Source organism: Kosakonia sacchari SP1 (assembly GCF_000300455.3).
GTDB classification, from domain to species: domain Bacteria; phylum Pseudomonadota; class Gammaproteobacteria; order Enterobacterales; family Enterobacteriaceae; genus Kosakonia; species Kosakonia sacchari.
Genome location: NZ_CP007215.2, coordinates 258394 through 278719, shown reverse-complemented (window position 1 = coordinate 278719; position 20326 = coordinate 258394). Strand labels below are relative to the sequence as shown.

General features: G+C 51.5%; 18 protein-coding genes and 2 pseudogenes. 8 read left to right on the top strand and 12 right to left on the bottom strand.

Going from position 1 to position 20326, the window contains the following annotated elements:
* The first annotated feature begins 190 nt into the window (after window positions 1-190).
* The 7 genes from nikA to C813_RS24215 all read left to right on the top strand — a co-directional run bounded on the left by nikA (window position 191) and on the right by C813_RS24215 (window position 6395).
* Window positions 191-1762: a nickel ABC transporter substrate-binding protein gene (gene nikA, locus C813_RS24245; protein WP_017459598.1), complete on the top strand. Its 1572-nt coding sequence runs from the start codon at window positions 191-193 to the stop codon at window positions 1760-1762.
* The gene (gene nikB / locus C813_RS24240; RefSeq protein ID WP_017459599.1) at window positions 1759-2700 is read left to right on the top strand and encodes a nickel ABC transporter permease subunit NikB; all 942 of its coding nucleotides are present in this window, start codon (window positions 1759-1761) and stop codon (window positions 2698-2700) included. Before nikA ends, nikB begins: the two co-directional genes overlap by 4 nt.
* A complete protein-coding gene (gene nikC / locus C813_RS24235; protein ID WP_017459600.1) occupies window positions 2700-3533 on the top strand; it encodes a nickel ABC transporter permease subunit NikC in 834 nt (277 codons plus the stop codon). The genes nikB and nikC overlap by 1 nt, the downstream gene beginning before the upstream one ends.
* Entirely contained in the window at window positions 3533-4297 is a 765-nt protein-coding gene (gene nikD, locus C813_RS24230) for a nickel import ATP-binding protein NikD (protein WP_017459601.1), read from the top strand. Before nikC ends, nikD begins: the two co-directional genes overlap by 1 nt.
* Window positions 4294-5079, top strand: a complete 786-nt coding sequence (gene nikE / locus C813_RS24225; RefSeq protein WP_017459602.1) for a nickel import ATP-binding protein NikE — start codon at window positions 4294-4296, stop codon at window positions 5077-5079. The genes nikD and nikE overlap by 4 nt, the downstream gene beginning before the upstream one ends.
* Entirely contained in the window at window positions 5067-5468 is a 402-nt protein-coding gene (gene nikR / locus C813_RS24220) for a nickel-responsive transcriptional regulator NikR (protein ID WP_017459603.1), read from the top strand. The genes nikE and nikR overlap by 13 nt, the downstream gene beginning before the upstream one ends.
* Window positions 5469-5600: 132 nt before the next feature.
* The gene (locus C813_RS24215) at window positions 5601-6395 is read left to right on the top strand and encodes an SDR family NAD(P)-dependent oxidoreductase (RefSeq protein ID WP_017459604.1); all 795 of its coding nucleotides are present in this window, start codon (window positions 5601-5603) and stop codon (window positions 6393-6395) included.
* 17 nt (window positions 6396-6412) lie between these two features.
* Here C813_RS24215 and C813_RS24210 read toward each other — a convergent pair whose 3' ends face one another.
* Complete coding sequence (locus tag C813_RS24210) at window positions 6413-7390, bottom strand: AEC family transporter (RefSeq protein ID WP_017459605.1); 978 nt, start codon at window positions 7388-7390, stop codon at window positions 6413-6415.
* A gap of 346 nt (window positions 7391-7736) precedes the next feature.
* A complete protein-coding gene (locus C813_RS24205) occupies window positions 7737-8210 on the bottom strand; it encodes a hypothetical protein (protein WP_017459606.1) in 474 nt (157 codons plus the stop codon).
* Between the two features lie 611 nt (window positions 8211-8821).
* On the opposite strand from C813_RS24205, the gene C813_RS24200 reads away from it, so the two are divergent.
* Entirely contained in the window at window positions 8822-9409 is a 588-nt protein-coding gene (locus tag C813_RS24200; protein WP_017459607.1) for a DUF4291 domain-containing protein, read from the top strand.
* A 537-nt stretch (window positions 9410-9946) separates the two neighbouring features.
* Here C813_RS24200 and C813_RS24195 read toward each other — a convergent pair.
* The 10 genes and pseudogenes from C813_RS24195 to C813_RS24155 form a co-directional block, all read right to left on the bottom strand.
* Entirely contained in the window at window positions 9947-10465 is a 519-nt protein-coding gene (locus C813_RS24195; RefSeq protein ID WP_017459608.1) for a DUF4303 domain-containing protein, read from the bottom strand.
* Between the two features lie 207 nt (window positions 10466-10672).
* On the bottom strand, window positions 10673-11107 hold the full coding sequence (locus C813_RS47440; protein ID WP_017459609.1) for a hypothetical protein: 435 nt from the start codon (window positions 11105-11107) through the stop codon (window positions 10673-10675).
* A gap of 244 nt (window positions 11108-11351) precedes the next feature.
* Window positions 11352-11816, bottom strand: a complete 465-nt coding sequence (locus tag C813_RS24185) for a hypothetical protein (RefSeq protein ID WP_025263809.1) — start codon at window positions 11814-11816, stop codon at window positions 11352-11354.
* A 338-nt stretch (window positions 11817-12154) separates the two neighbouring features.
* Window positions 12155-12835: pseudogene (locus C813_RS24180) on the bottom strand (RHS repeat-associated core domain-containing protein); the annotation flags it as partial.
* Window positions 12836-12847: 12 nt separating this feature from the next.
* The gene (locus C813_RS24175; RefSeq protein ID WP_017458298.1) at window positions 12848-13189 is read right to left on the bottom strand and encodes a hypothetical protein; all 342 of its coding nucleotides are present in this window, start codon (window positions 13187-13189) and stop codon (window positions 12848-12850) included.
* Window positions 13189-14304 (bottom strand): annotated as a pseudogene (locus C813_RS24170) (RHS repeat domain-containing protein); the annotation flags it as partial. The pseudogene C813_RS24170 and the gene C813_RS24175, both read right to left, overlap by 1 nt.
* 78 nt (window positions 14305-14382) lie before the next feature.
* Entirely contained in the window at window positions 14383-14817 is a 435-nt protein-coding gene (locus C813_RS24165) for a hypothetical protein (protein WP_040016586.1), read from the bottom strand.
* Between the two features lie 17 nt (window positions 14818-14834).
* Window positions 14835-15197, bottom strand: coding sequence for a hypothetical protein (locus C813_RS46910; protein ID WP_193399842.1), 363 nt, complete (start codon window positions 15195-15197; stop codon window positions 14835-14837).
* A 152-nt stretch (window positions 15198-15349) separates the two neighbouring features.
* Window positions 15350-15781, bottom strand: coding sequence for an SMI1/KNR4 family protein (locus C813_RS24160; protein WP_017460115.1), 432 nt, complete (start codon window positions 15779-15781; stop codon window positions 15350-15352).
* Window positions 15781-20325, bottom strand: coding sequence for an RHS repeat-associated core domain-containing protein (locus C813_RS24155; protein WP_025263806.1), 4545 nt, complete (start codon window positions 20323-20325; stop codon window positions 15781-15783). Before C813_RS24155 ends, C813_RS24160 begins: the two co-directional genes overlap by 1 nt.
* Window position 20326 lies beyond the last annotated feature (1 nt).

The following is a 20326-nucleotide window of genomic DNA, read 5'->3' as shown; positions in this document are numbered from 1 at the left end:
CCAGACAAAGCGATAATCCTGACGAATAGGTTCCGGGTGCTCTGCTCACCCGCCAGCCATACCCATCACGCAAAATGCGATAAATCCCTGTTATAAACAGGGCTTTTGATCCAGAACATACTATTCGTATGATGAATTACTAAAATCGTCATACTTTTCTCGCCACCGACTTTTCGTCAGGAAACCGAACGTGTCTTTCTATCGTCAAGCTAGCGCTCTGCTTCTGCTCTGCGCATCCTTTGCCGTTTTCGCGGCACAAAATACGCTAACCACCGCCTGGCCGGTGAATGTTGGTCCGCTGAACCCGCACCTTTACACGCCAAACCAGATGTTCGCGCAAAGCATGGTTTATGAACCGCTGGTGAAATACCAGGCCGATGGCAGCGTGAAACCCTGGCTGGCGACAAGCTGGGCGCATTCGGAGGACGGCAAAACCTGGGTCTTTACCCTGCGCGACGGGGTGACGTTCTCCAACGGCGAGCCGTTTAACGCCGCCGCCGCTGCGGAGAACTTCCGCGCCGTGCTGGATAACCGTCAGCGCCACGCCTGGCTTGAGCTTGCCAATCAAATCACCGACGTTAAAGCCCTTAGCCCCAAGCAGTTACAAATCACCCTGAAAAGCGCCTACTACCCTTTCCTGCAAGAGCTCGCCCTGCCCCGCCCGTTCCGCTTTATCGCCCCGTCGCAATTTAAAGACCATGAAACGCTGAACGGGATTAAAGCACCCATTGGCACCGGACCGTGGGTATTACAGGAATCGAAGCTGAACCAGTACGACGTGCTGGTACGTAATGAGCACTACTGGGGCGCGAAACCGGCACTTAGCAAAATTATTGTCAAAGTGATCCCTGACCCGACCAGCCGCGCGGTGGCATTTGAAACCGGCGATATTGATCTGCTTTACGGCAACGAAGGGTTGCTACCGCTAGATACGTTTGCCCGTTTCAGCCAGAACCCCGCCTGGCGCACCCAGCTTTCTGCGCCAATGGAGACGGTGATGCTGGCGCTGAACTCCACGCATGCGCCAACCAATGAGTTAGCCGTGCGGGAAGCGCTGAACTACGCGGTGGATAAGAAAACGCTGGTCGATGGCGCGTTGTATGGCACGCAGCAGGTTGCCGACACGCTGTTCGCCCCTTCCGTGCCGTATGCCAATATCGGCCTGAAACCGCGCCAGTACGATCCGGCGCAGGCGCGCGCGCTGCTGGATAAAGCCGGCTGGCTGCTGCCCGCCGGGAAAAGCATTCGCGAAAAAGCCGGGCAGCCGCTGCATATTGAACTGGCTTATATCGGCACCGATGCACTGAGTAAATCGATGGCCGAGATTATTCAGGCCAATTTGCGTCAGGTAGGCGTGGATGTCGCCCTGATTGGCGAGGAAGAGAGCAGTATTTATGCCCGTCAGCGCGATGGCCGTTTTGGCATGATTTTCAACCGCACCTGGGGCGCACCGTACGATCCGCACGCGTTTATGAGCTCAATGCGCGTGCCGTCGCATGCCGATTACCAGGCGCAGTTAGGCCTGCCGGACAAAGCGATTATCGACAAAGAGATTGGCGAGGTGCTGACCAGCAGCGATGACAGCACGCGGCAGGCACTCTACCGGGATATTCTCACCCGTTTGCACAACGACGCGGTTTATCTGCCGATCAGTTATATCTCAATGATGGTGGTGGCAAAACCGCAGCTCGGCACGATTCCGTTTGCCCCGATCGCCTCGGAGATCCCGTTTGATCAGATAACCCCGGATGCCGCGCCATGAGCCGCTTTTTACTGCACCGTATGCTGTTATTGATCCCGATGATCGTAGCCGCCTCGGTGGTGATTTTTCTGCTACTGCGCCTCGGCACGGGAGATCCGGCGATGGATTACCTGCGCCTGTCGAACCTGCCGCCAACACCGGAAATGATTGCCGCCACCCGCATTCAACTGGGGCTGGATCAGCCGCTCGCCAGCCAATATCTCCACTGGCTGTGGCGCGCGTTGCACCTTGATTTCGGCATCTCTTATGCCACGCAGCGCCCCGTGCTTGAGGATGTACTGCATTTTCTGCCCGCGACATTGCAACTCGCAGGCGCGGCGCTGGCGCTGATCCTACTCACCTCCGTACCGCTTGGCATCTGGGCGGCGCGCCACCGCGATGGTTTGCCGGATTTTCTGGTACGCGCGGTGGCGTTTCTTGGCGTGTCGATGCCGAACTTCTGGCTGGCCTTTCTGCTGGTGATGTTTTTTTCCGTGCATTTGCAGTGGCTACCCGCGATGGGCTACGGCGGCTGGCAACACCTGATCCTGCCTGCGGTGTCGATCGCTTTTATGTCGCTGGCTATCAACGCCCGCCTGCTGCGCGCCAGCATGCTGGAAGCCGCCGGGCAGCGCCATGTAACGTGGGCGCGGCTGCGCGGGTTAAGCGACAAGCAGACCGAGCGGCGGCATATTCTGCGTAACGCTTCACTGCCGGTGATCACCGCGCTGGGCATGCATATCGGCGAACTGATTGGCGGCACGATGATCATTGAAAGCATCTTCGCCTGGCCCGGAATTGGCCGCTATGCCGTATCGGCAATCTTCAATCGCGACTACCCGGTGATCCAGTGCTTTACGCTGGTGATGGTAATGGTTTTTGTGCTCTGCAATCTGCTGGTCGATCTATTGAGTGCCGCGCTCGATCCCCGCATTCGCCACCATGAAGGAGCGCACTGATGCACTTTATAAAAACGGCCCGCTGGCCGGTGCGTTTCGTGCTGCTGATCCTGCTGTTACTGCTGGTGATTGCCCTGACCTGCCAATGGTGGACACCGTACGATCCGCAAGCCATCGATTTACCCGCGCGCCTGTTGCCGCCGGGTAGCCAGCACTGGCTCGGCACCGATCACCTGGGTCGGGATATTTTCTCACGCTTAATGGCAGCCACGCGGGTATCGCTGGGGTCGGTGATGATGTGTCTGCTGCTGGTGCTGGCGCTTGGTTTAAGCGCAGGCGGCTGCGCCGGGCTGCTCGGCGGGCGCGTTGATCAGGCCATCATGCGCGTGGCGGATATTTTTATGACCTTTCCCACCTCGATCCTGTCGTTTTTTATGGTCGGCGTGCTTGGGACAGGGCTGACCAACGTGATTATCGCTATCGCGCTTTCACACTGGGCCTGGTATGCGCGCATGGTACGCAGTCTGGTGATTTCACTGCGCAGCCGCGAGTACGTGCTGGCGGCGCGTTTAAGTGGCGCGAGTTATCTGCATGTGTTTCGCGATCATCTGGCGGGTGCGGTAGTGCCTTCGCTGCTGGTGCTGGCGACGCTGGATATCGGCCATATGATGCTGCACGTCGCCGGGATGTCGTTCCTCGGGCTTGGCGTCACAGCACCTACGCCAGAGTGGGGCGTAATGATCAATGACGCCCGGCAATATATCTGGACGCAGCCGCTGCAAATGGTCTGGCCTGGGCTGGCGCTGTTTATCAGCGTGATGGCGTTTAACCTGCTGGGCGACGCGCTGCGCGACCATCTCGATCCTCACCTGGAAACGGAGCACGCCCACTGATGCCTGCACAACTGAGCCTGCAAAATATCAGCCTGCACGCGGAACGCCCGCTGGTGCAGGAGGTGTCGTTAACCCTGCAACGCGGGCGCGTGCTGGCGCTGGTAGGCGGTAGCGGCAGCGGCAAATCATTAACCTGCGCGGCGGCGCTCGGTGTGCTGCCTGCGGGCGTGCGGCAAACGGCCGGTCAGTTGCTGGCGGATAATCAGCCCGTCACACCGCAAACACTGCGCGGTACGACGGTGGCCACCATTATGCAGAACCCGCGCAGCGCCTTTAACCCGCTGCGCACTATGGCTGGTCATGCACGGGAGACCTGCCTGGCGCTCGGTAAACCCGCCGATAACGCCATACTGCTGGCGGCATTGCAGGATGTCGGGCTGGAGGACGCCGAACGTGTGCTCACGCTTTACCCGTTCGAGATGAGCGGCGGCATGTTACAACGCATGATGATCGCCATGGCGCTGTTGAGCGATGCGCCATTTATCGTAGCCGATGAACCTACTACCGACCTCGATGTGGTGGCGCAGGCGCGGATCCTTGATTTGCTGGCGCAGATTATGCGCGAGCGTCAGCCCGGCATGCTGCTGGTTACACACGATATGGGCGTGGTAGCACGGCTGGCAGATGATGTCGCGGTAATGGATAACGGGCGCATTATTGAACAAGGCACGGTGGAAACCCTGTTCAGTGCGCCACAACAGGCAGTGACCCGCGAACTAATTGCGGCCCACCTGGCGCTGTATGGACTGGAGCTGTCGCAATGAACCTTCTTGATGTGAACGGTGTGTCGCACACCTACCACCAGCGACCGGTGCTGAACAATATCTCTTTTCAGTTAAAAAGCGGGGACACCGTGGCGCTGCTCGGGCGCAGCGGCTGCGGGAAAAGCACGCTGGCGCGGCTGCTGGTAGGGCTGGAATCGCCAGACGAAGGTGAAGTGCGCTGGCAGGGCACACCGCTGAAGCAACTTAACATCCGCGCCCGCCAGGCGTTTCGCCGCGATATACAGATGGTGTTTCAGGATCCGGTCAGCGCGGTGAACCCGCGTAAAACCGTGCGCGACATTCTGCGTGAACCGCTGCGCCATCTGTTGAAACTGCCCAACAGCGAGCAGCAGGCACGCATCCAACAGCTACTGGAAGATGTCGAGCTGGATACCTCCCTGCTCAATAAACGCCCCCCGCAGTTGAGCGGCGGTCAGTTACAGCGCGTGTGCCTGGCGCGTGCGCTGGCGGTGGAACCCACACTATTGATTCTGGATGAAGCGGTTTCCAGCCTGGATCTGGTGCTGCAGGCGGGCGTTATCAGGCTCTTACAGCGGCTACAACAGCGTTCCGGCGTCGCGTGCCTGTTTATCACCCATGATTTGCGGCTGGTGGAGCGTTTTTGCCAGCGCGTGCTGGTGATGGAGAGCGGCGCGCTGGTGGAAACGCTCGACGTTACTTCACCGCTGCGCTTGCGTTCACCGGCAGGCCAGGCGCTACAACAGGCGGTGCTGCCCGCCTTTCCACTCTCATTACAAAGGACGCAACCATGCAACGCGTGACCATAACACTGGATGATGACCTGCTCGATACGCTGGATAACCTTAGCGCACGGCGTGGTTACCACAACCGTTCGGAAGCGCTGCGGGATATTTTGCGCGGCGCGCTGGCGCAGGAGTCTGTGCAGAACAATGAACAGCAGGGTTACGCAGTGCTGTCGTATGTTTATGAACATGAGAAGCGCGACCTGGCGAGCCGTATTGTCGCCACGCAACACCATCATCACGACCTGTCTGTCGCCACGCTGCATGTGCATATCAGCCACGACGATTGCCTGGAGATCGCCGTGCTGAAAGGCAAAATGGGCGATGTGCAACACTTCGCCGACGACGTTATCGCCCAGCGCGGCGTGCGTCATGGTCATCTACAGTGTCTTGCCGCCGAAGAGTAACGTTGCCGCCGTCATACTGCGGCGGGTATTAACCCGATGCGCACATTTTATGAGCAACAATTGGCAACGCGCGCTGAGCTTCAACTGCTAGCCTTAATACATTTGTGAAATCCACTGGATAAGGGGCAGACAATGAAAATCTCACTCGACGGTAAAGTCGCGCTGGTCAGCGCTTCGACAGGCGGTATTGGTTTTGCGATTGCCAAAGGGCTGGCGGAAAGCGGCGCGGAAGTGATCCTTAACGGGCGCAGCGAAGATTCGGTGAATAAGGCAAAAGCGGCACTGGAAAAACAGGTGCCGGGTGCGAAGCTGCGTACCGCGATTGCCGATCTCGGCACGGCGCAGGGCGTGGAAACGCTGCTGAAAGCGAGCGGTGAGGTCGATATTCTGGTGAATAACGCCGGGATTTACGGCCCGCTGGATTTTTACGCCACCGACGATGCGACCTGGGAAAATTACTGGCAAACCAACGTGATGTCTGGCGTGCGTCTCTCGCGTGCGCTGCTGCCCGCAATGGTGAAAAAGGGCTGGGGGCGTGTGGTGTTTATCTCTTCTGAATCGGCGCTGAATATCCCGGCAGATATGATCCACTACGGCGTGACGAAGACCGCGCAGCTTTCGCTGGCACGCGGGCTGGCGAAATTTGTCGCCGGCAGCGGCGTCACCGTTAACAGCGTACTGCCAGGGCCCACTATGTCCGACGGTTTTGCCGGCATGATGAAAGAAGAGATGGAAAAGACCGGTAAGTCGCTGAAAACGCTGGCGAAAGAGTTTGTGATGGCCAATCGCCCGAGTTCAGTTATCCAGCGCGCCGCCACCGTGGAAGAGGTGGCGAATATGGTGGTCTATGTCTGTTCGAAACAGGCTTCGGCAACCTCTGGCGCGGCGCTGCGCGTGGACGGCGGCGTGGTGGATGATATTGTTTGACGGCTTTCCGGCTGGCCTCAGGGCCAGTTCGGATAGAAATGCGTCATCAGGATCATAAATAGCGGCGTGGTCACGGTCGACAGCAGGGTGGAAAGCAGCATGCTGGTCGCCGTCGCGCCCTGAAGCACCTGGAATTTTTGCGCCATCAGATAGACGTTAATCCCCACCGCCATCGACCCTAACAGCACCACCACCTGGCTCTCTTCGCGCGGCAGATGCAGCAACCAGGCAATCAACCAAATCAAGGCCGGCATCAAAATCAGTTTCAGCAGGCAGATGGTCAAACTTTCCGCTAATCCTTTGCGGATCTGATAGCGCGACAAGCTCATACCGAGAGTAATAAGCGTTAATGGCGCGGCGACCTGCGCCACCATGCTCACCGGGCTATCGAGGAATTGTGGGAGCGGGCGATGGATCAGGAAACTCCAGGCGAATCCGCTGAAGATACCGATGATAATCGGGTTACGCAGCACGCTCACCAGCGTTTTGCCAATTCCCCGCGCTGAGAAGCTGCCGTTTTGCGCCCATTCCACCGACACGGTCACCAGTGTCCATAAAATCAGGCTGTTAAACACCAGCACCAGAGCCACCGACGAGAGGCTCGATGCACCAAGCAAAATAATGGCAACCGGAATGCCCAGCATCACGTTATTGGAAAAAATGCCCGCCAGGCCGAACACCGAGGCTGAAACTGCGTCCATAAGGAACAGGCTTTTCGCCGCGATGCGCCCAACCACATAGATGACAAAACAGGTGCCGAAGTAGGCAATCAGCAGCCGCATATCCACCGGCGGGCTTTCGAAGAACTTGCTCATCACTTTGAACAGCATGCATGGGATTGCCACATTGAAGCAGAAGCGGTTGAGCCCTTCGTTGACCGATTCCGGCCAACCGGCGAAGCGCCCAAGGCAATATCCCAGCGCAATCAATAAAAAGAGCGGCGCAGAGAGCAGCAGTTGTTGCGCGAGCTGCGCGAAGAATTCAGCCGTATCCATTCTTTACCCTGTAAATGTAGCGAGCGGTTATTTTCTTTTGTTTTCCGCAGTATAGGGGAAGGTATTACCGCCGTCAGCGTGCCTGATGCCAGCTTTGGTGTTTTAGCTGAAAAAACACGTGGGTTCATCTCTCGCCCGCAACCCAAGCATTAACGCCTGGTTTTCCCCTCCCTTCTGCGCGGAAAGGATTGTAGCCTGGTCAAGCAGCTGCGATTGGTGGTCGATAATATTCTGTATAAGCCGGGGAAGATGGCGTTATTAATATCGATGTAAAAACTCCATTGTTTTTGTGCCTGGCGCTGAACGGCCTAAGACATTATCAACGGAATTTGCAAAAGCAAGCTTATTACTTGGTTACCCAACCGGAATGATCGCACACATAAATTTCATTCAGCGATAAATCATGCGGAATTTGTTCAAGGGAATCGGCAATCTCATCGTATGGCGGCGGCAGCGTAAATGAGAGGCCGTAATCCCGGTCAACAATCAGCGCACCGTTCAGAATACGCAGGTCTTTGCTACACTGAGAAAGTTCCTCCATGGTAATACCGGCATATAATTTACCTTTATATTTTCCGGCATATTTTTGATTACAGCCGACTGAAACAATAATATCATCCGTAGTGGTTGCTATTATTAACGTGCCATTTTGCACAGAATAGACATACCGGGTTTCATTTAACGGTGCAGGCAGAGAATACTCTTTTATTTCCACAGTATAATTATTAAAAATATCATCCAGGTAAAGATCAATGGAATCCCCAAGATGAACATTCCCTAATGATATAAAGCTCACAATATCCGCGTTAAAGTCAACCATAACCATCCTTATGTAACCCTTAAACCAACTCTGATGCACGATATATAAAATTAAATAGACCCCAGATGAACCAATACTACATACGAATAATTTTTTTTATCGCATTGTTGGAAATGATGAGCCTCTCCAAGGAGTGTAGCGCATACATTAGCTTTTCTTTTATAAATATTTTTTCATCGAATCGCGACTGTTATGTCCATAAAATAATGTACGACAAATCGTATACGCTATATTTTCATTATAAAAACTACGGTTATTGGTAGGTCTACCCGTCACGCTTCGAACACATTTTATCACTGGTATGAGTTTCAAGTCTGATAAGGAATTTCCGAAAGGCGTATGCATTGCTTATGCTATCAATCACATCGAATGCAAACAGTTAGCGGCATAATTAAGAGCGACAACATTTTCCGTTGCCAGAGATTGTCGATTAATATTTTTTATGGTGAATGTAATTTGTTACATCAGCAGATTAGGAATGCGTTTGGCGTATGAATGAGATTATTCGAGCACTAATAATTCTTATGCTTCGGTATGGTGCTTATCCTCGACGTTAAGTGCTGTGCTAGAATGACCAGTCAATATGTTTACTTAGGATGAGTACAATAAGTATGAAAAAAGAGCAGGCAGATGAATTAACTGCCGAAAAGCAGTTAAGAGCATTCTACACCAACGATTTTATCCGCGTTTACCAGGCTTATTCCGACACTATCGCAGACAGCGCTCTTACGCATGGCACCTTCGTCTCGCCCCCTTTCAGTATGACCCGCATGACCTGGATTAAACCCTCTTTTCTGTGGATGATGTACCGCTCCGGCTGGGGAAAGAAAGATGCAAATCAGCACCGGATTCTGGCGATTGATCTTACCCATGACGGGTTTAAGCAAATCCTTAATCAGGGAATTTTGAGCCATCATCGGAACTCTGGCACAGAAGAAGCCGAGTGGCAAAGCCAAATAAAAGCGTCGGATGTGGTGATCCAGTGGGATCCGGAGCGTGATATCCGTTTGAACAAACTAGATCACCGCACGATTCAGATAGGATTGCGCAATCAGGCGGTCGCCGATTACTGCCAGAAATGGATTGTGAACATTACCGATGTTACAGAACTTGCCGCAAAAATTCATAAATTGGTTGAAGATGATCGCATCAGCGAAGCGCTTGAGTTGTTACCGGAAGAGCGGGTTTATGATATTTAATTAACATGGGTTATGTAAGAAATAGAGTTTAACCGTCGAAACAATACAGTCAGCCATGAAGACTGGATGTATTATCGAGATGCTCATGGTAGTTTTTTTAATATTATCATTCATTCCCAGACACAGCTTTAAGCATATAAAAATTATTTTTAACCTAAAAAACCTCTCAATATATTCATTGCCCCTGGAATTAACTTCGGAGAAATAAGCAGAGTTTCCCTTTGATGAATATTGAAGCATACCTCCCAGATTGTCGTGAAGGATAAAAAGCGCATAAATTATTTATTTTTTATTTATTTAGGGACAAGGCTCTTCATCTTTATACGTATCGCAAAAAACGTCTGACTCCCGATACAATGCATTTATCTCTCCCTCGCCAAGTGTATCTGCAAGCCTGATTTTACGACTATATTTATTATTAACTCATTTAAATTTGAGAAGCCATTATTCATTTTATTTCCAAATAACGACCGTAAAAAAAATAACATAAGCACAAGTATTTACGTTACCAGTCCATAATAATTTCACAAACTAAATTCAATCATATCTCGCAAGAAAATAACAGGTGATCGATTCATTGTTTATTGACTGCGCAGAGATATTTTCAATGTTTTCTGATTCATTATCATCGGTAATAGAAACAAATACTACAGAAGTACTCAATACTAAAGAAAGCTCCCCATGTTTTACTTTTTTAAGTGTATTGATAAGTGTTTGAATTAAATTCTTCTTAAATTGTGAAAAATTTACTCTGTCCGGAGACTCTCGAAGAGACTTACTAATATCAGTAAAAAATTCCGGATAAACTCCCTCATATGCCCACTCTGAAGTCGTCCATTTATAGTAATCCTGATTTTCCTTACTTGTATTTTCTTCGCTATCAAGAATGGAATTTACCTGCTGTTCTGAATTAGCACTCAATGATACGGTCATCGCACTACTGTCAGTATAAAGGGAAAATGCATAAAAATTTTCCTCTGGGTTTTCAGCAAGAAGTTTTTTGATTGCTGCAACTGTGGCCTGCAAACATTTTATTTCAAATTCGTCCCATTCCATAAATCGCCTTTCAATTCAATTAATAACCATATAAAAACACTAATTTTATTTAATGATTGCCCTATAAGGTACTGACAACTACGAACATAGATTGCAGATCATGATGGAAGCCGATAATTTTTTTGTAAATTTACGTATGAAAGGACATTTTTGGATTTAATCAAAAGTTTAATACAAACCCAAGACATCAATATTAAAAAACCGATACTATCCCTTTCTTTCAAGATAAAACTTCAGATACTTTTTAGGATACTCTTTAAATGGTCTTTCCTTACCATAAAGATAAGCCGCATTAAAATTTTCATAAGCTTCATCAAGTTGTCCAAGTTCATATGAGGCCATTCCAATATCCATAAAAGGCCCCACATCAATATCTGAACTCCTATATTTTAATTCAATACCTGCCCAATGCTTTGCCTCTGAGAATTTGCCCAATGCAAAATATGCATTAAAATAACTTCCAGCCAACCACGCGCTGAGCATTTCCCATTCAAATTTTGGCTCCGGTAAAATATCGTAAGCCTCGTCATACTTATCAATCGCTGCTTTAAATTCCTTATTATCATCACATTCGTTCCCTTCTGTGATAATACCGATAATACGGCTTTCTAATTCAGAGTTGATTTGCGATTGTTCTTTCATTTTTTCTCCTAAATACTCTATACCTTTGGAAGGTCCGATCAAAGTATTAGCATTTTTCCCGTAAACTCTGTTTATTGACTGTAATATACCGCTCCCCCATCCTGGCAAATCTATCCGAACCAAAATATCCGAGACATAAACTCCACCCAGCAACCCTGTCGTGGATCTCTGGGTGCAGCGCCCATCAGTAACGGGGCTGTATGTCGGTCAAGAAAAGTACACAAACGCGACTAACAACATCCCCTTAATCGATAAAAGAAGTGCCGACTGAGTTTCTATCTTGCATCACCATTTTAATAACCATTTCCCAGCCATCATCACTCTCTTTCTTACCGGAAAAAACGTATAAAACATTACCCGGTGCGAGATTGTTATTAATGACTTCATTATCAGCAAATTCAATTTGATCGATAAAAACCATAGCTTTATCATCAATAAACCGCCAAGAAGGTTCTCTAATCCATTCTGGAGCAGACTTCATGAACAATAAGTTTTCACAAAGCACTTTCTTCATCCATGATTTAGTGTTTTTAGGGATGGATTTAACCCATGATATATCTGGGGCAGGCAAGGAAGATCGCAGGTACTCTTTATAAATTCGATCCAAAAAAAGCTCCGACTCTCTGTTATTAATACCGGCCTTACAATTATCTCGTGCGACCTCTGATAAAGCAGCGCAAAACAATAAATAATTCTTATCCATTACCATGAGTTTACCCCCGTTATAACCTCTATAAGTTTAATCCCAGAATGGCGGTATTTATCAACATCCTGGTGCTGCCATGGATCTAACTCATCCAAATTACTCTTATTATGCACACCGGGCCCACCTTGACGCTGCGGAATATTTTTGTGATGCAATTCATATGGTATATCTCTGGTCTGTATCTGACCTGTTTTAATTACCTGTACCTTAGCAGTAAATTTAGGTGCGCGACCTGCTAACATTTCTAAGATATTCCTTTGCGAATAAAGGCCTGATGGATTTGCAAGTTCGTCAGCACCCACATCTTTCCAGTAATTTTTCTGTGCAGTTGACCAACAAACCAGACCCCAAGGATCCACCCATCCCAGCGGATCAACCACATACGTATACGTATTCAGCCCACCCAGTAACCCTATCGGGTCCATCTGGGTGTAGCGCCCGCCGCAGGGGTCATAGTAGCGGAAGGTGTTGTAGTGCAGTCCGGTTTCGCGGTCGAGGTACTGGCCCTGGAAGCGCAGGTTCTGCGGTACGTCCCAGTCCGCGTTGCTGTTTTCCCGCTCGCTGCGGCCCCAGGTGGTGGAAACGCCCTGCCAGACAATATCCCCGCTGCTGTCGGTCACTTTTTCCGGCAGACCGTTCAGCTCCGTGTGATACCAGTAAACCTCCGCATGCTCGCCGCGGCTGTCGACGCGGGCCAGCGGTTCGTAGCTGTTTTCCGTGTAGACATACTGCACGGCGGCGTCCGGGTTGCTGTCGCTGCACTCGCCGACCATCTGCAGGCCCGACCATGCGTACTGCGTGCGTTCCGCGTTGCGGGTATGGCGTCGCCACACCTGTTTTTCCGTGCGGCGACCGAGCGCGTCATAGCGGTATTCGGCCCGGGTGAACTCTGCATCGCCCTCAATAATCACCTGGCTGATGCGGTGTTCATCGTCATAGCTGAAGCGCTGCACCGTGCCGCGATGGCTGTCGTGGCGTTCGGTCATGCGCCCGAAACCGTCATACTCCCAGCGCACGCCCTCCCTTTAAACGTCTTAAACGACCCCTTGTTCCATAAATCGCTCTAGCATCTCAACAAACAATTTTTTATCTTTAGTTTTTTTTATATCTATTACTTCTACGCCAGTTAACTTCCCTTTCTTATCATAATCACTTCGTTGTAAGACCAGAATAAAATCTCCTCCTGGCTGACCTTCAGGTTCATATCGGGAATCAAAACTGAGTCGCATTAACCTATTGTCGCCACTAATTAGAACTGAGCCATAATAATAATCAATATACTCACTAACAGGGTCCACTTCGTATAGGTTATTAATTCCAATACTCCACCCTGTTGGAATTCTTAGTTTTTGGAGATTGGCTTTTTTATCTATCATCACTTTGCTCCTGGTATGTATTTTCCAACCTGCTCAATCGAAGCAGGGAAACTATGTATTACAGGTACACCTGTATTAGTCATTTCAATACGAACCCAATCGGTCATTTTTCCAGCATTGTAACCAACTGGTCCTGTAGGGTTTTTGTAAAACATGAAACGCGTTCCTCCATGTTCAAAAACATTTCCATTCCTGATCGCATCGTATGCAGCCTGCTTTTCAAAACCCGTGACCTGCTTTGCGAACTCAGGGAAATATGATGCTTCCGGGTCACCTTTACGGGCCCCTTTACCTAAACTCAACAATCTTGCCTCTTCCGCCGTTTTAGCTTGTATATGTTTTATTGAGTGATAACTACCGGGTCTCTGGGCTCGGTACACGTCACGTCTTAGCCCCTTGCGATTAAAATAACCACCAAACGCACAGGCCGAAAGCCCCAGCGGATCCACCCACACCAGCGGATCCACCACATACGTATAAGTATTCAGCCCACCCAGTAACCCTATCGGGTCCATCTGGGTGTAACGTCCGCCGCAGGGGTCATAGTAGCGGAAGGTGTTGTAGTGGAGCCCGGTTTCCCGGTCGAGGTACTGGCCCTGGAAGCGCAGGTTCTGCGGTACGTCCCAGTCCGCGTTGCTGTTTTCCCGCTCGCTGCGTCCCCACGTGGTGGAAACGCCCTGCCAGACAATATCGCCGCTGCTGTCGGTCACTTTTTCCGGCAGACCGTTCAGCTCCGTGTGATACCAGTAAACCTCCGCATGCTCGCCGCGGCTGTCGACGCGGGCCAGCGGTTCGTAGCTGTTTTCCGTATAGATATACTGCACGGCGGCGTCCGGGTTGCTGTCGCTGCACTCGCCGACCATCTGCAGTCCCGACCACGCGTACTGCGTGCGTTCCGCGTTGCGGGTATGGCGTCGCCACACCTGTTTTTCCGTGCGGCGACCGAGCGCGTCATAGCGGTATTCGGCCCGGGTGAACTCTGCATCGCCCTCAATAATCACCTGGCTGATGCGGTGTTCATCGTCATAGCTGAAGCGCTGCACCGTGCCGCGATGGCTGTCGTGGCGTTCGGTCATGCGCCCGAAACCGTCATACTCCCGGCGTTTCAGCAGGTTGCCCGGTAAACAACCGCAAAACCGAGGTTCCTTATGGTGTTTACGGCATTTAAAAATAATTTTTTTTAATCACATAGATTATATACCGCTAAATTCATATTTAGATGCAATTATTTCAGCATAGCTATCGTAACCCATTATTAAATAGTGCTTTAGATTCAACCGATTATTTGGATCATAAACCAATCCCTTATTTCTCAATAATTCAGAGTTAGTAATGCAGTAAACTCCGGGCTCTGGGTTTATTCCTGTTTGCTCCCAATAAGTTAAAGGATCGTCAATTTTCAGACTAATTTCGTACTCATCACAATTAAACTCGGAAAAGTTCAAAGATATACATTTAACCTCAGCGACATTACTAAAATTAAACGTAACCTCATGATATTTATCATGTCTAAAATCATCCAGACTCTGAGCTTCAACCGTTAACTTTACACCATTGGATTCTGTATAAATAACTTCAAGATCTGTAGTTGAAATTCTAAAGTTTAACTGTTCTGGTGCTAATATCATAAATATCTCTCCTAAAATTAGATACATTTACCAATCGTTTTCACAAGTCCAGTACCATCTTTATTCCTTGTTATATTAATACTTCTTGATGGCGGTCGATATTTAATGTCTTCAACCAAGTGTTTAGGAACATGCTCATATGGAAAATATATTGCATGTTGAGGGAATTTTCCGGACTCAACTAACGCAGCCAATCCTCTATTGTTTAACGTCACGGCCTCACCTGTTATCGAATCAGTTGTGTACGAAATAACAAATGTATCAGGACTAATTCTCCCCATTCGAATATCTTCGGCAACATCTAATATTGGCCTTCCTGCGATTGAATCTGCCGCCTGGCTACCAATATTACTAAATTTAGGAGCGGTCCTGTCGAGCACCCAAAATACCCATCTCTACTGATTTAAATAGTAGAAAAGCCGGAATGCCACTATTGACATCCCAGCTCAACATAATAAAACAAATTTAGTTTTATCTCTCACTATTTATCACTTCAGTAATAAAATTACCAGTTAATATTTTAACCATAAAGTTACAAAAATACTTCCGCACCAACCCCATCTATTAACAACGCAGACAATGATGGGGAAATAAACTCTGCATCATTGATATCCAAGTCACCAAAACCTACTTTATATAGTCCAAAACCGTTTTTACCTTCAGCATAAAAAATAACCTTCCCCCCCTCATCATCGCCTATAGCTAAGGATTTCGGAATATAATATTGAATTTTGTGAGAGGAGTTCATTTCTAAGCATCCACTAGCCCCCCATATTCTTATATATGATTCATTCATTACAAGAATTTCGGCCTCGGACATTTGTGATAAAAAGAGAATATAGTCATCCGGAATCTCAGTACCTTTGAAGTATTTTTGCATGGCTTTTATATCCGCCTCATTTGAAGCTGGTTCAAATACATCAAGACGATATTTTTCACTAAGATTAAAGAAATCAATATGCATTATATGATTACCTTATTGTATGGAACATTAAGTTTATCAAGCATTTTATACTGCTGTTCAAGCACCTTCTGTATAGACACGTCGTCAAAACCTGCATCTCGAAAATCAGTAACTATATTATCTAATTCAGATTGAAGAGATGACGACCATTTACCATTTCCTTGAGTTACTCTTAAATCTCGTCTGGCGTTTTGTGCATTTGAAATTATAGTATGCGGCAACCCTTTACCAGTTTCTATAGTTACAGTAGGAGCTAATTTCGGATCATAGCCATATTTAGAAAGGTTATTATTAGCCCATTCCTGCTGCAATCCATGGTGAGATTGTAAGCGCCCACCATTTGGCCCTATACCTTTAGGCCTTGGTAGCGAGTCCTTATGAGTTTTATTGAATGTGATACAAGGTGTTAACCCCAGCGGATCCACCCACACCAGCGGATCCACCACATACGTATACGTATTCAACCCACCCAGTAACCCTATCGGATCCATCTGGGTGTAGCGCCCGCCGCAGGGGTCGTAGTAGCGGAAGGTGTTGTAGTGCAGTCCGGTTTCGCGGTCGAGGTACTGGCCCTGGAAGCGCAGGTTCTGCGGTACGTCCCAGTCCGCGTTGCTGTTTTCCCGCTCGCTGCGTCCCCACGTGGTGGAAACGCCCTGCCAGACAATATCGCCGCTGCTGTCGGTCACTTTTTCCGGCAGACCGTTCAGCTCCGTGTGATACCAGTAAACCTCCGCATGCTCGCCGCGGCTGTCGACGCGGGCCAGCGGTTCGTAGCTGTTTTCCGTATAGATATACTGCACGGTGGCGTCCGGGTTGCTGTCGCTGCATTCGCCGACCATCTGCAGTCCCGACCACGCGTACTGCGTGCGTTCCGCGTTGCGGGTATGGCGTCGCCACACCTGTTTTTCCGTGCGGCGACCGAGCGCGTCATAGCGGTATGCGGCCCGGGTGAACTCTGCGTCGCCCTCAATAATTACCTGGCTGATGCGGTGTTCATCGTCATAGCTGAAGCGCTGCACCGTGCCGCGATGGCTGTCGTGGCGTTCGGTCATGCGACCGAAACCGTCATACTCCCAGCGTACGCCCTCCAGGCGTTTCAGCAGGTTGTCCCACACCGGCGGTAAATCCGGCGTGGTGCGGTTGTCCGCCGCGTCATACCAGAAACGTTCTTCGCCGGTTGGCTGGATGCTCTGCGTCATGCGCCCCGCGGCGTCGTAGCCCCAGAGTGACTGACGATATTTCTCCGCAGGTGTTGGCGGCGCGCCGTCGGTATACATCTGGCGGATAATCTGGTCGGCACGATCCCACTGGTAGCGGCGTTCGAAGACCAGCCGGTCGCGCACATTGTCCATGCAGCGGCGCTGCGTGATGCGCCCGGCGATGTCGTACTGCGTCTCCAGCTCCAGCGCGCCCAACGTGCGATGGGTTTCGCGGTGCAGTTTGTCGCGCTGATAGCCAGTGATGGGCAGCGTTTTGCCGCCGAACATGAGCTGCATCTCCAGCAGATGCCCGGTGCCGTAGCGCAGGTATTGCATCTGCCGACCGTCCGGGAACGTGGTGGCGCTGAGGTTACTTAATGCGTCGTACTGGTGTACGAATTTGCCAGCGTGGTTCTCCTCGCTCACCAGGTCGCCAAGTTTATTGCGCTGGAAAACAATCACTTCTGCGTTTTCCGGGTCGCGCATATCAATCGCCGCCTGACGCCACTCGCTGTAAACATAGCGGCGCACTTCCGTTGCCAGTTCGCTATAGCGGTACTCGGTGCGGTGCTGCTCGGTTTCCCGCGCGATCATGCGCCCAAGCGCGTCATATTCGTAGTTCATCACCTGCGGCGGCAGGTTGCTGCCGCTAACCGGGTGGCGCACCAGCGTGGCGACTTGTTGCGCCGCGTTGTACTGATATTCGGTTTGCCGCCCGGCGTAATCATACTGGCGCGTCAGCAAACCGGTGGCGGTGTAATCAAAGCGCCATTGCTGATTGTTGGCGTTGGTCAGCGTTACCAGACGACCCGCGCGGTTAAAGCGGAAACGGGTGACATGCCCGGCGGGATCGATGGCTTCGGTTACTTGCCCGCGTGCATTAAGCGTCACTTTGCGCTCGCTGACGCCATCTACGCTCTGGCCGCATAACAGCCCGGCTTTGTTGTATCGGAAGAGAGTTTCGCGGCCATCGGCGCGGATGAACGTTTTGAGGCGACCTGCCGGGCTCCAGATATAGCGTTCGGTGTTGCCCATCGGATCGGTAGTCAGCGCAAGCCGACCGGCATCGTCATACTGGCGGCGGCTCAGGTTGCCGGAACAATCCTCTTCGCGGATCAACTGCCCCAGCGCGTCCCACCAGAAGCGGTGGCTGTTTTCCAGCGCATCGATACGGCGGAGCAAATCGCCCTGGTCGTTCCACTCAAAGCGGGTCACCCCACCTTCCGGGTCGGTCAACGACACCACATCGCCCGCCAGGTTGTACTCATAGCGCCAGCTTGCGCCGTCCGGTAACACCTCGGTCAGCGGGAAGTCGTACAGCGGGTGCCAGGTTTTCAGCGTCGCGCGATCGAGTGGATCGCGCTCCAGCGTCATGTTGCCGCGATCGTCCCACGCATATTCCCAGCGACCGCCGTCCGGCTGAATCACCGCAAGCGGCTGCTCGGATTTCCCCGACCAGCTAAATTGCCAGTTGCCGCCGTGCACATCGGTGTAATCCGTGATGCGGTACAGCGCATCCCAGTGGTGCTCACTCACCACGCCTTCATCGTTGCTGACGCGCGCGTAGCGTTTGGTTTCATCAGCGTCGATACGCCAGTTTTCCAGCACCGCGCCTTGTTCGTCATGCACCTGATAGCCGCTCACGCGCCAGTGGCTGGAGTCAGCGGCGGGACGCCACTGGTAATGGACGGTTAAGCCGGTCGCAAAGCCGTGCCAGGCGAGCATGTCGCTGGCGCGATCCCAGCCGAACTGACGGGTGACGATATCATCGGCGTCAGTAACGGCAATCAGTTGCCCTTGTTCGTTATAGCGATAGGAAACCAGCAGATGGCGCGCGCCGCCGTACACCTGGTAAACCGCACGCAGCCGCCCGAACGCGGCTTCGTACTCCAGTTCCACATCCAGCGCTTCGTTATCGCTGGAGATACGCGCCAGTTGACCTTGTTCATTCCAGCTAAAATAGTGGGCGTTTTCGTGGCGGTCATACAGACGGTGCATGCGCCACTCACCGGGACGCGTTGGGTCCGGCTCATAAATCTGTTGCTCGCCGTCGCCGGTTTGAATAACCATCGCCCCGTTGGGGCTGCAAAATAGCTTCAGGCCATCTTCCGGGTAGGAGATCATATCGCCGCTGAGCACTTCGCCCAGCCCCAGCTCGCGCCCGCTCATATCGCGGAAGATCAGCTGATTATCGGCCAGGCGCAGCAGCCGTGTTTCAAACGGCAGCATCCAGCCGGTGCCGAGCATGCCGGTGGCGCGGTTGCGGCTGTGATAGATACGCTGCCAGTAAAGCGGCATACGGTCTGGCAGCACAAAATCGAGATCCTCTTCTTTGGCGAGGACTTTTGCGCCGGTAGGAATGTTCACCGGGAAAGCGGTATTCACTGCGCTGATGGCCGCGGCGGTAAGAACCTGTGAAACGGCCATGCCGCCGAGCGGGCAGATGATCTCTTTGAGCAGGCCGCGAACAAGCTGACGCTCACAGGCCATTTTGACCAGGCGCGACAGCGCGCCGATTCCCAGGCTCCCCAGCAAGTTACCAATCAGGTAAGCCAGCTGATTTTTGCCGCTGCGGATATCGCGCACGGTAATGGTTTCGCCGCCGATGCGCACGCGCGGATCTTCTTTGACTTTGATTTCGGCTTCGCAGGTACTTTTCTCGCCGTTGCGCGCGGCAGGCTGGTTATTGATTAAAACGGTTCTGGAGCCCTGGGCGACAAAGTTACTGCTGGTAACCATGTGCCCTTTTTTACAGTCGACGTTATCTTTCGGCATCGGTGTGGCATGCGGATCGGCGCTCTCCACCATCGGCTGCGTCAAATCTTCCCACAGGTTGGAGCCCCACTTTTTCATGTCGTCGAGCGTAAGATGACTGGCGCGTTCGGCCACCGCCAGCAGCGCCGCACTCGGGTTCAGGGCGGTTTTCATCACCGCCGCGGCACCAGCAAGGGCTAACATGCCGATGGCTGCCCAGTCGATGCTCTCATCGGCAGGCGCGGCGGCAAGGTTTTGTAAATAGTCCCTGTCTACCGTCGCCGCGGCGCGCGCCGCCTTTTTCTTCATGATAAAGACATCGTCCGAGCCGGATACGATATGCGCATCCGGCGGTCCGGGGTCGATGAGCGAGTCCACCATTTTCCCGGCCGCATCGCCAATTTTGCCCAGCGTACCGCTGACCATCAGCGCGCCAATCGCCACGGCGCCCACCACGGCGCCAATACCCGTTCCGGCGATGAACACAATCCCCAGGACAATCGCCCCTTCTACCAGCCCACTGACCAGATCCGCCAGCGCAGAGCTATGAACCAGCGGGTCTTCAATGCGGGCCGCGATGTAATCCGTCATC

Excerpts from the sequence above, each read along its gene's own strand:
- nikB (WP_017459599.1), top strand. The coding sequence starts at position 1,759 with ATGAGCCGCTTTTTACTGCACCGTATGCTGTTATTGATCCCGATGATC.
- nikC (WP_017459600.1), top strand. The coding sequence starts at position 2,700 with ATGCACTTTATAAAAACGGCCCGCTGGCCGGTGCGTTTCGTGCTGCTG.
- nikD (WP_017459601.1), top strand. The coding sequence starts at position 3,533 with ATGCCTGCACAACTGAGCCTGCAAAATATCAGCCTGCACGCGGAACGC.
- nikE (WP_017459602.1), top strand. The coding sequence starts at position 4,294 with ATGAACCTTCTTGATGTGAACGGTGTGTCGCACACCTACCACCAGCGA.
- nikR (WP_017459603.1), top strand. The coding sequence starts at position 5,067 with ATGCAACGCGTGACCATAACACTGGATGATGACCTGCTCGATACGCTG.
- C813_RS24215 (WP_017459604.1), top strand. The coding sequence starts at position 5,601 with ATGAAAATCTCACTCGACGGTAAAGTCGCGCTGGTCAGCGCTTCGACA.
- C813_RS24210 (WP_017459605.1), bottom strand. The coding sequence starts at position 7,390 with ATGGATACGGCTGAATTCTTCGCGCAGCTCGCGCAACAACTGCTGCTC.
- C813_RS24205 (WP_017459606.1), bottom strand. The coding sequence starts at position 8,210 with ATGGTTGACTTTAACGCGGATATTGTGAGCTTTATATCATTAGGGAAT.
- C813_RS24200 (WP_017459607.1), top strand. The coding sequence starts at position 8,822 with ATGAAAAAAGAGCAGGCAGATGAATTAACTGCCGAAAAGCAGTTAAGA.
- C813_RS24195 (WP_017459608.1), bottom strand. The coding sequence starts at position 10,465 with ATGGAATGGGACGAATTTGAAATAAAATGTTTGCAGGCCACAGTTGCA.
- C813_RS47440 (WP_017459609.1), bottom strand. The coding sequence starts at position 11,107 with ATGAAAGAACAATCGCAAATCAACTCTGAATTAGAAAGCCGTATTATC.
- C813_RS24185 (WP_025263809.1), bottom strand. The coding sequence starts at position 11,816 with ATGGTAATGGATAAGAATTATTTATTGTTTTGCGCTGCTTTATCAGAG.
- C813_RS24175 (WP_017458298.1), bottom strand. The coding sequence starts at position 13,189 with ATGATAGATAAAAAAGCCAATCTCCAAAAACTAAGAATTCCAACAGGG.
- C813_RS24165 (WP_040016586.1), bottom strand. The coding sequence starts at position 14,817 with ATGATATTAGCACCAGAACAGTTAAACTTTAGAATTTCAACTACAGAT.
- C813_RS24160 (WP_017460115.1), bottom strand. The coding sequence starts at position 15,781 with ATGCATATTGATTTCTTTAATCTTAGTGAAAAATATCGTCTTGATGTA.
- C813_RS24155 (WP_025263806.1), bottom strand. The coding sequence starts at position 20,325 with ATGACGGATTACATCGCGGCCCGCATTGAAGACCCGCTGGTTCATAGC.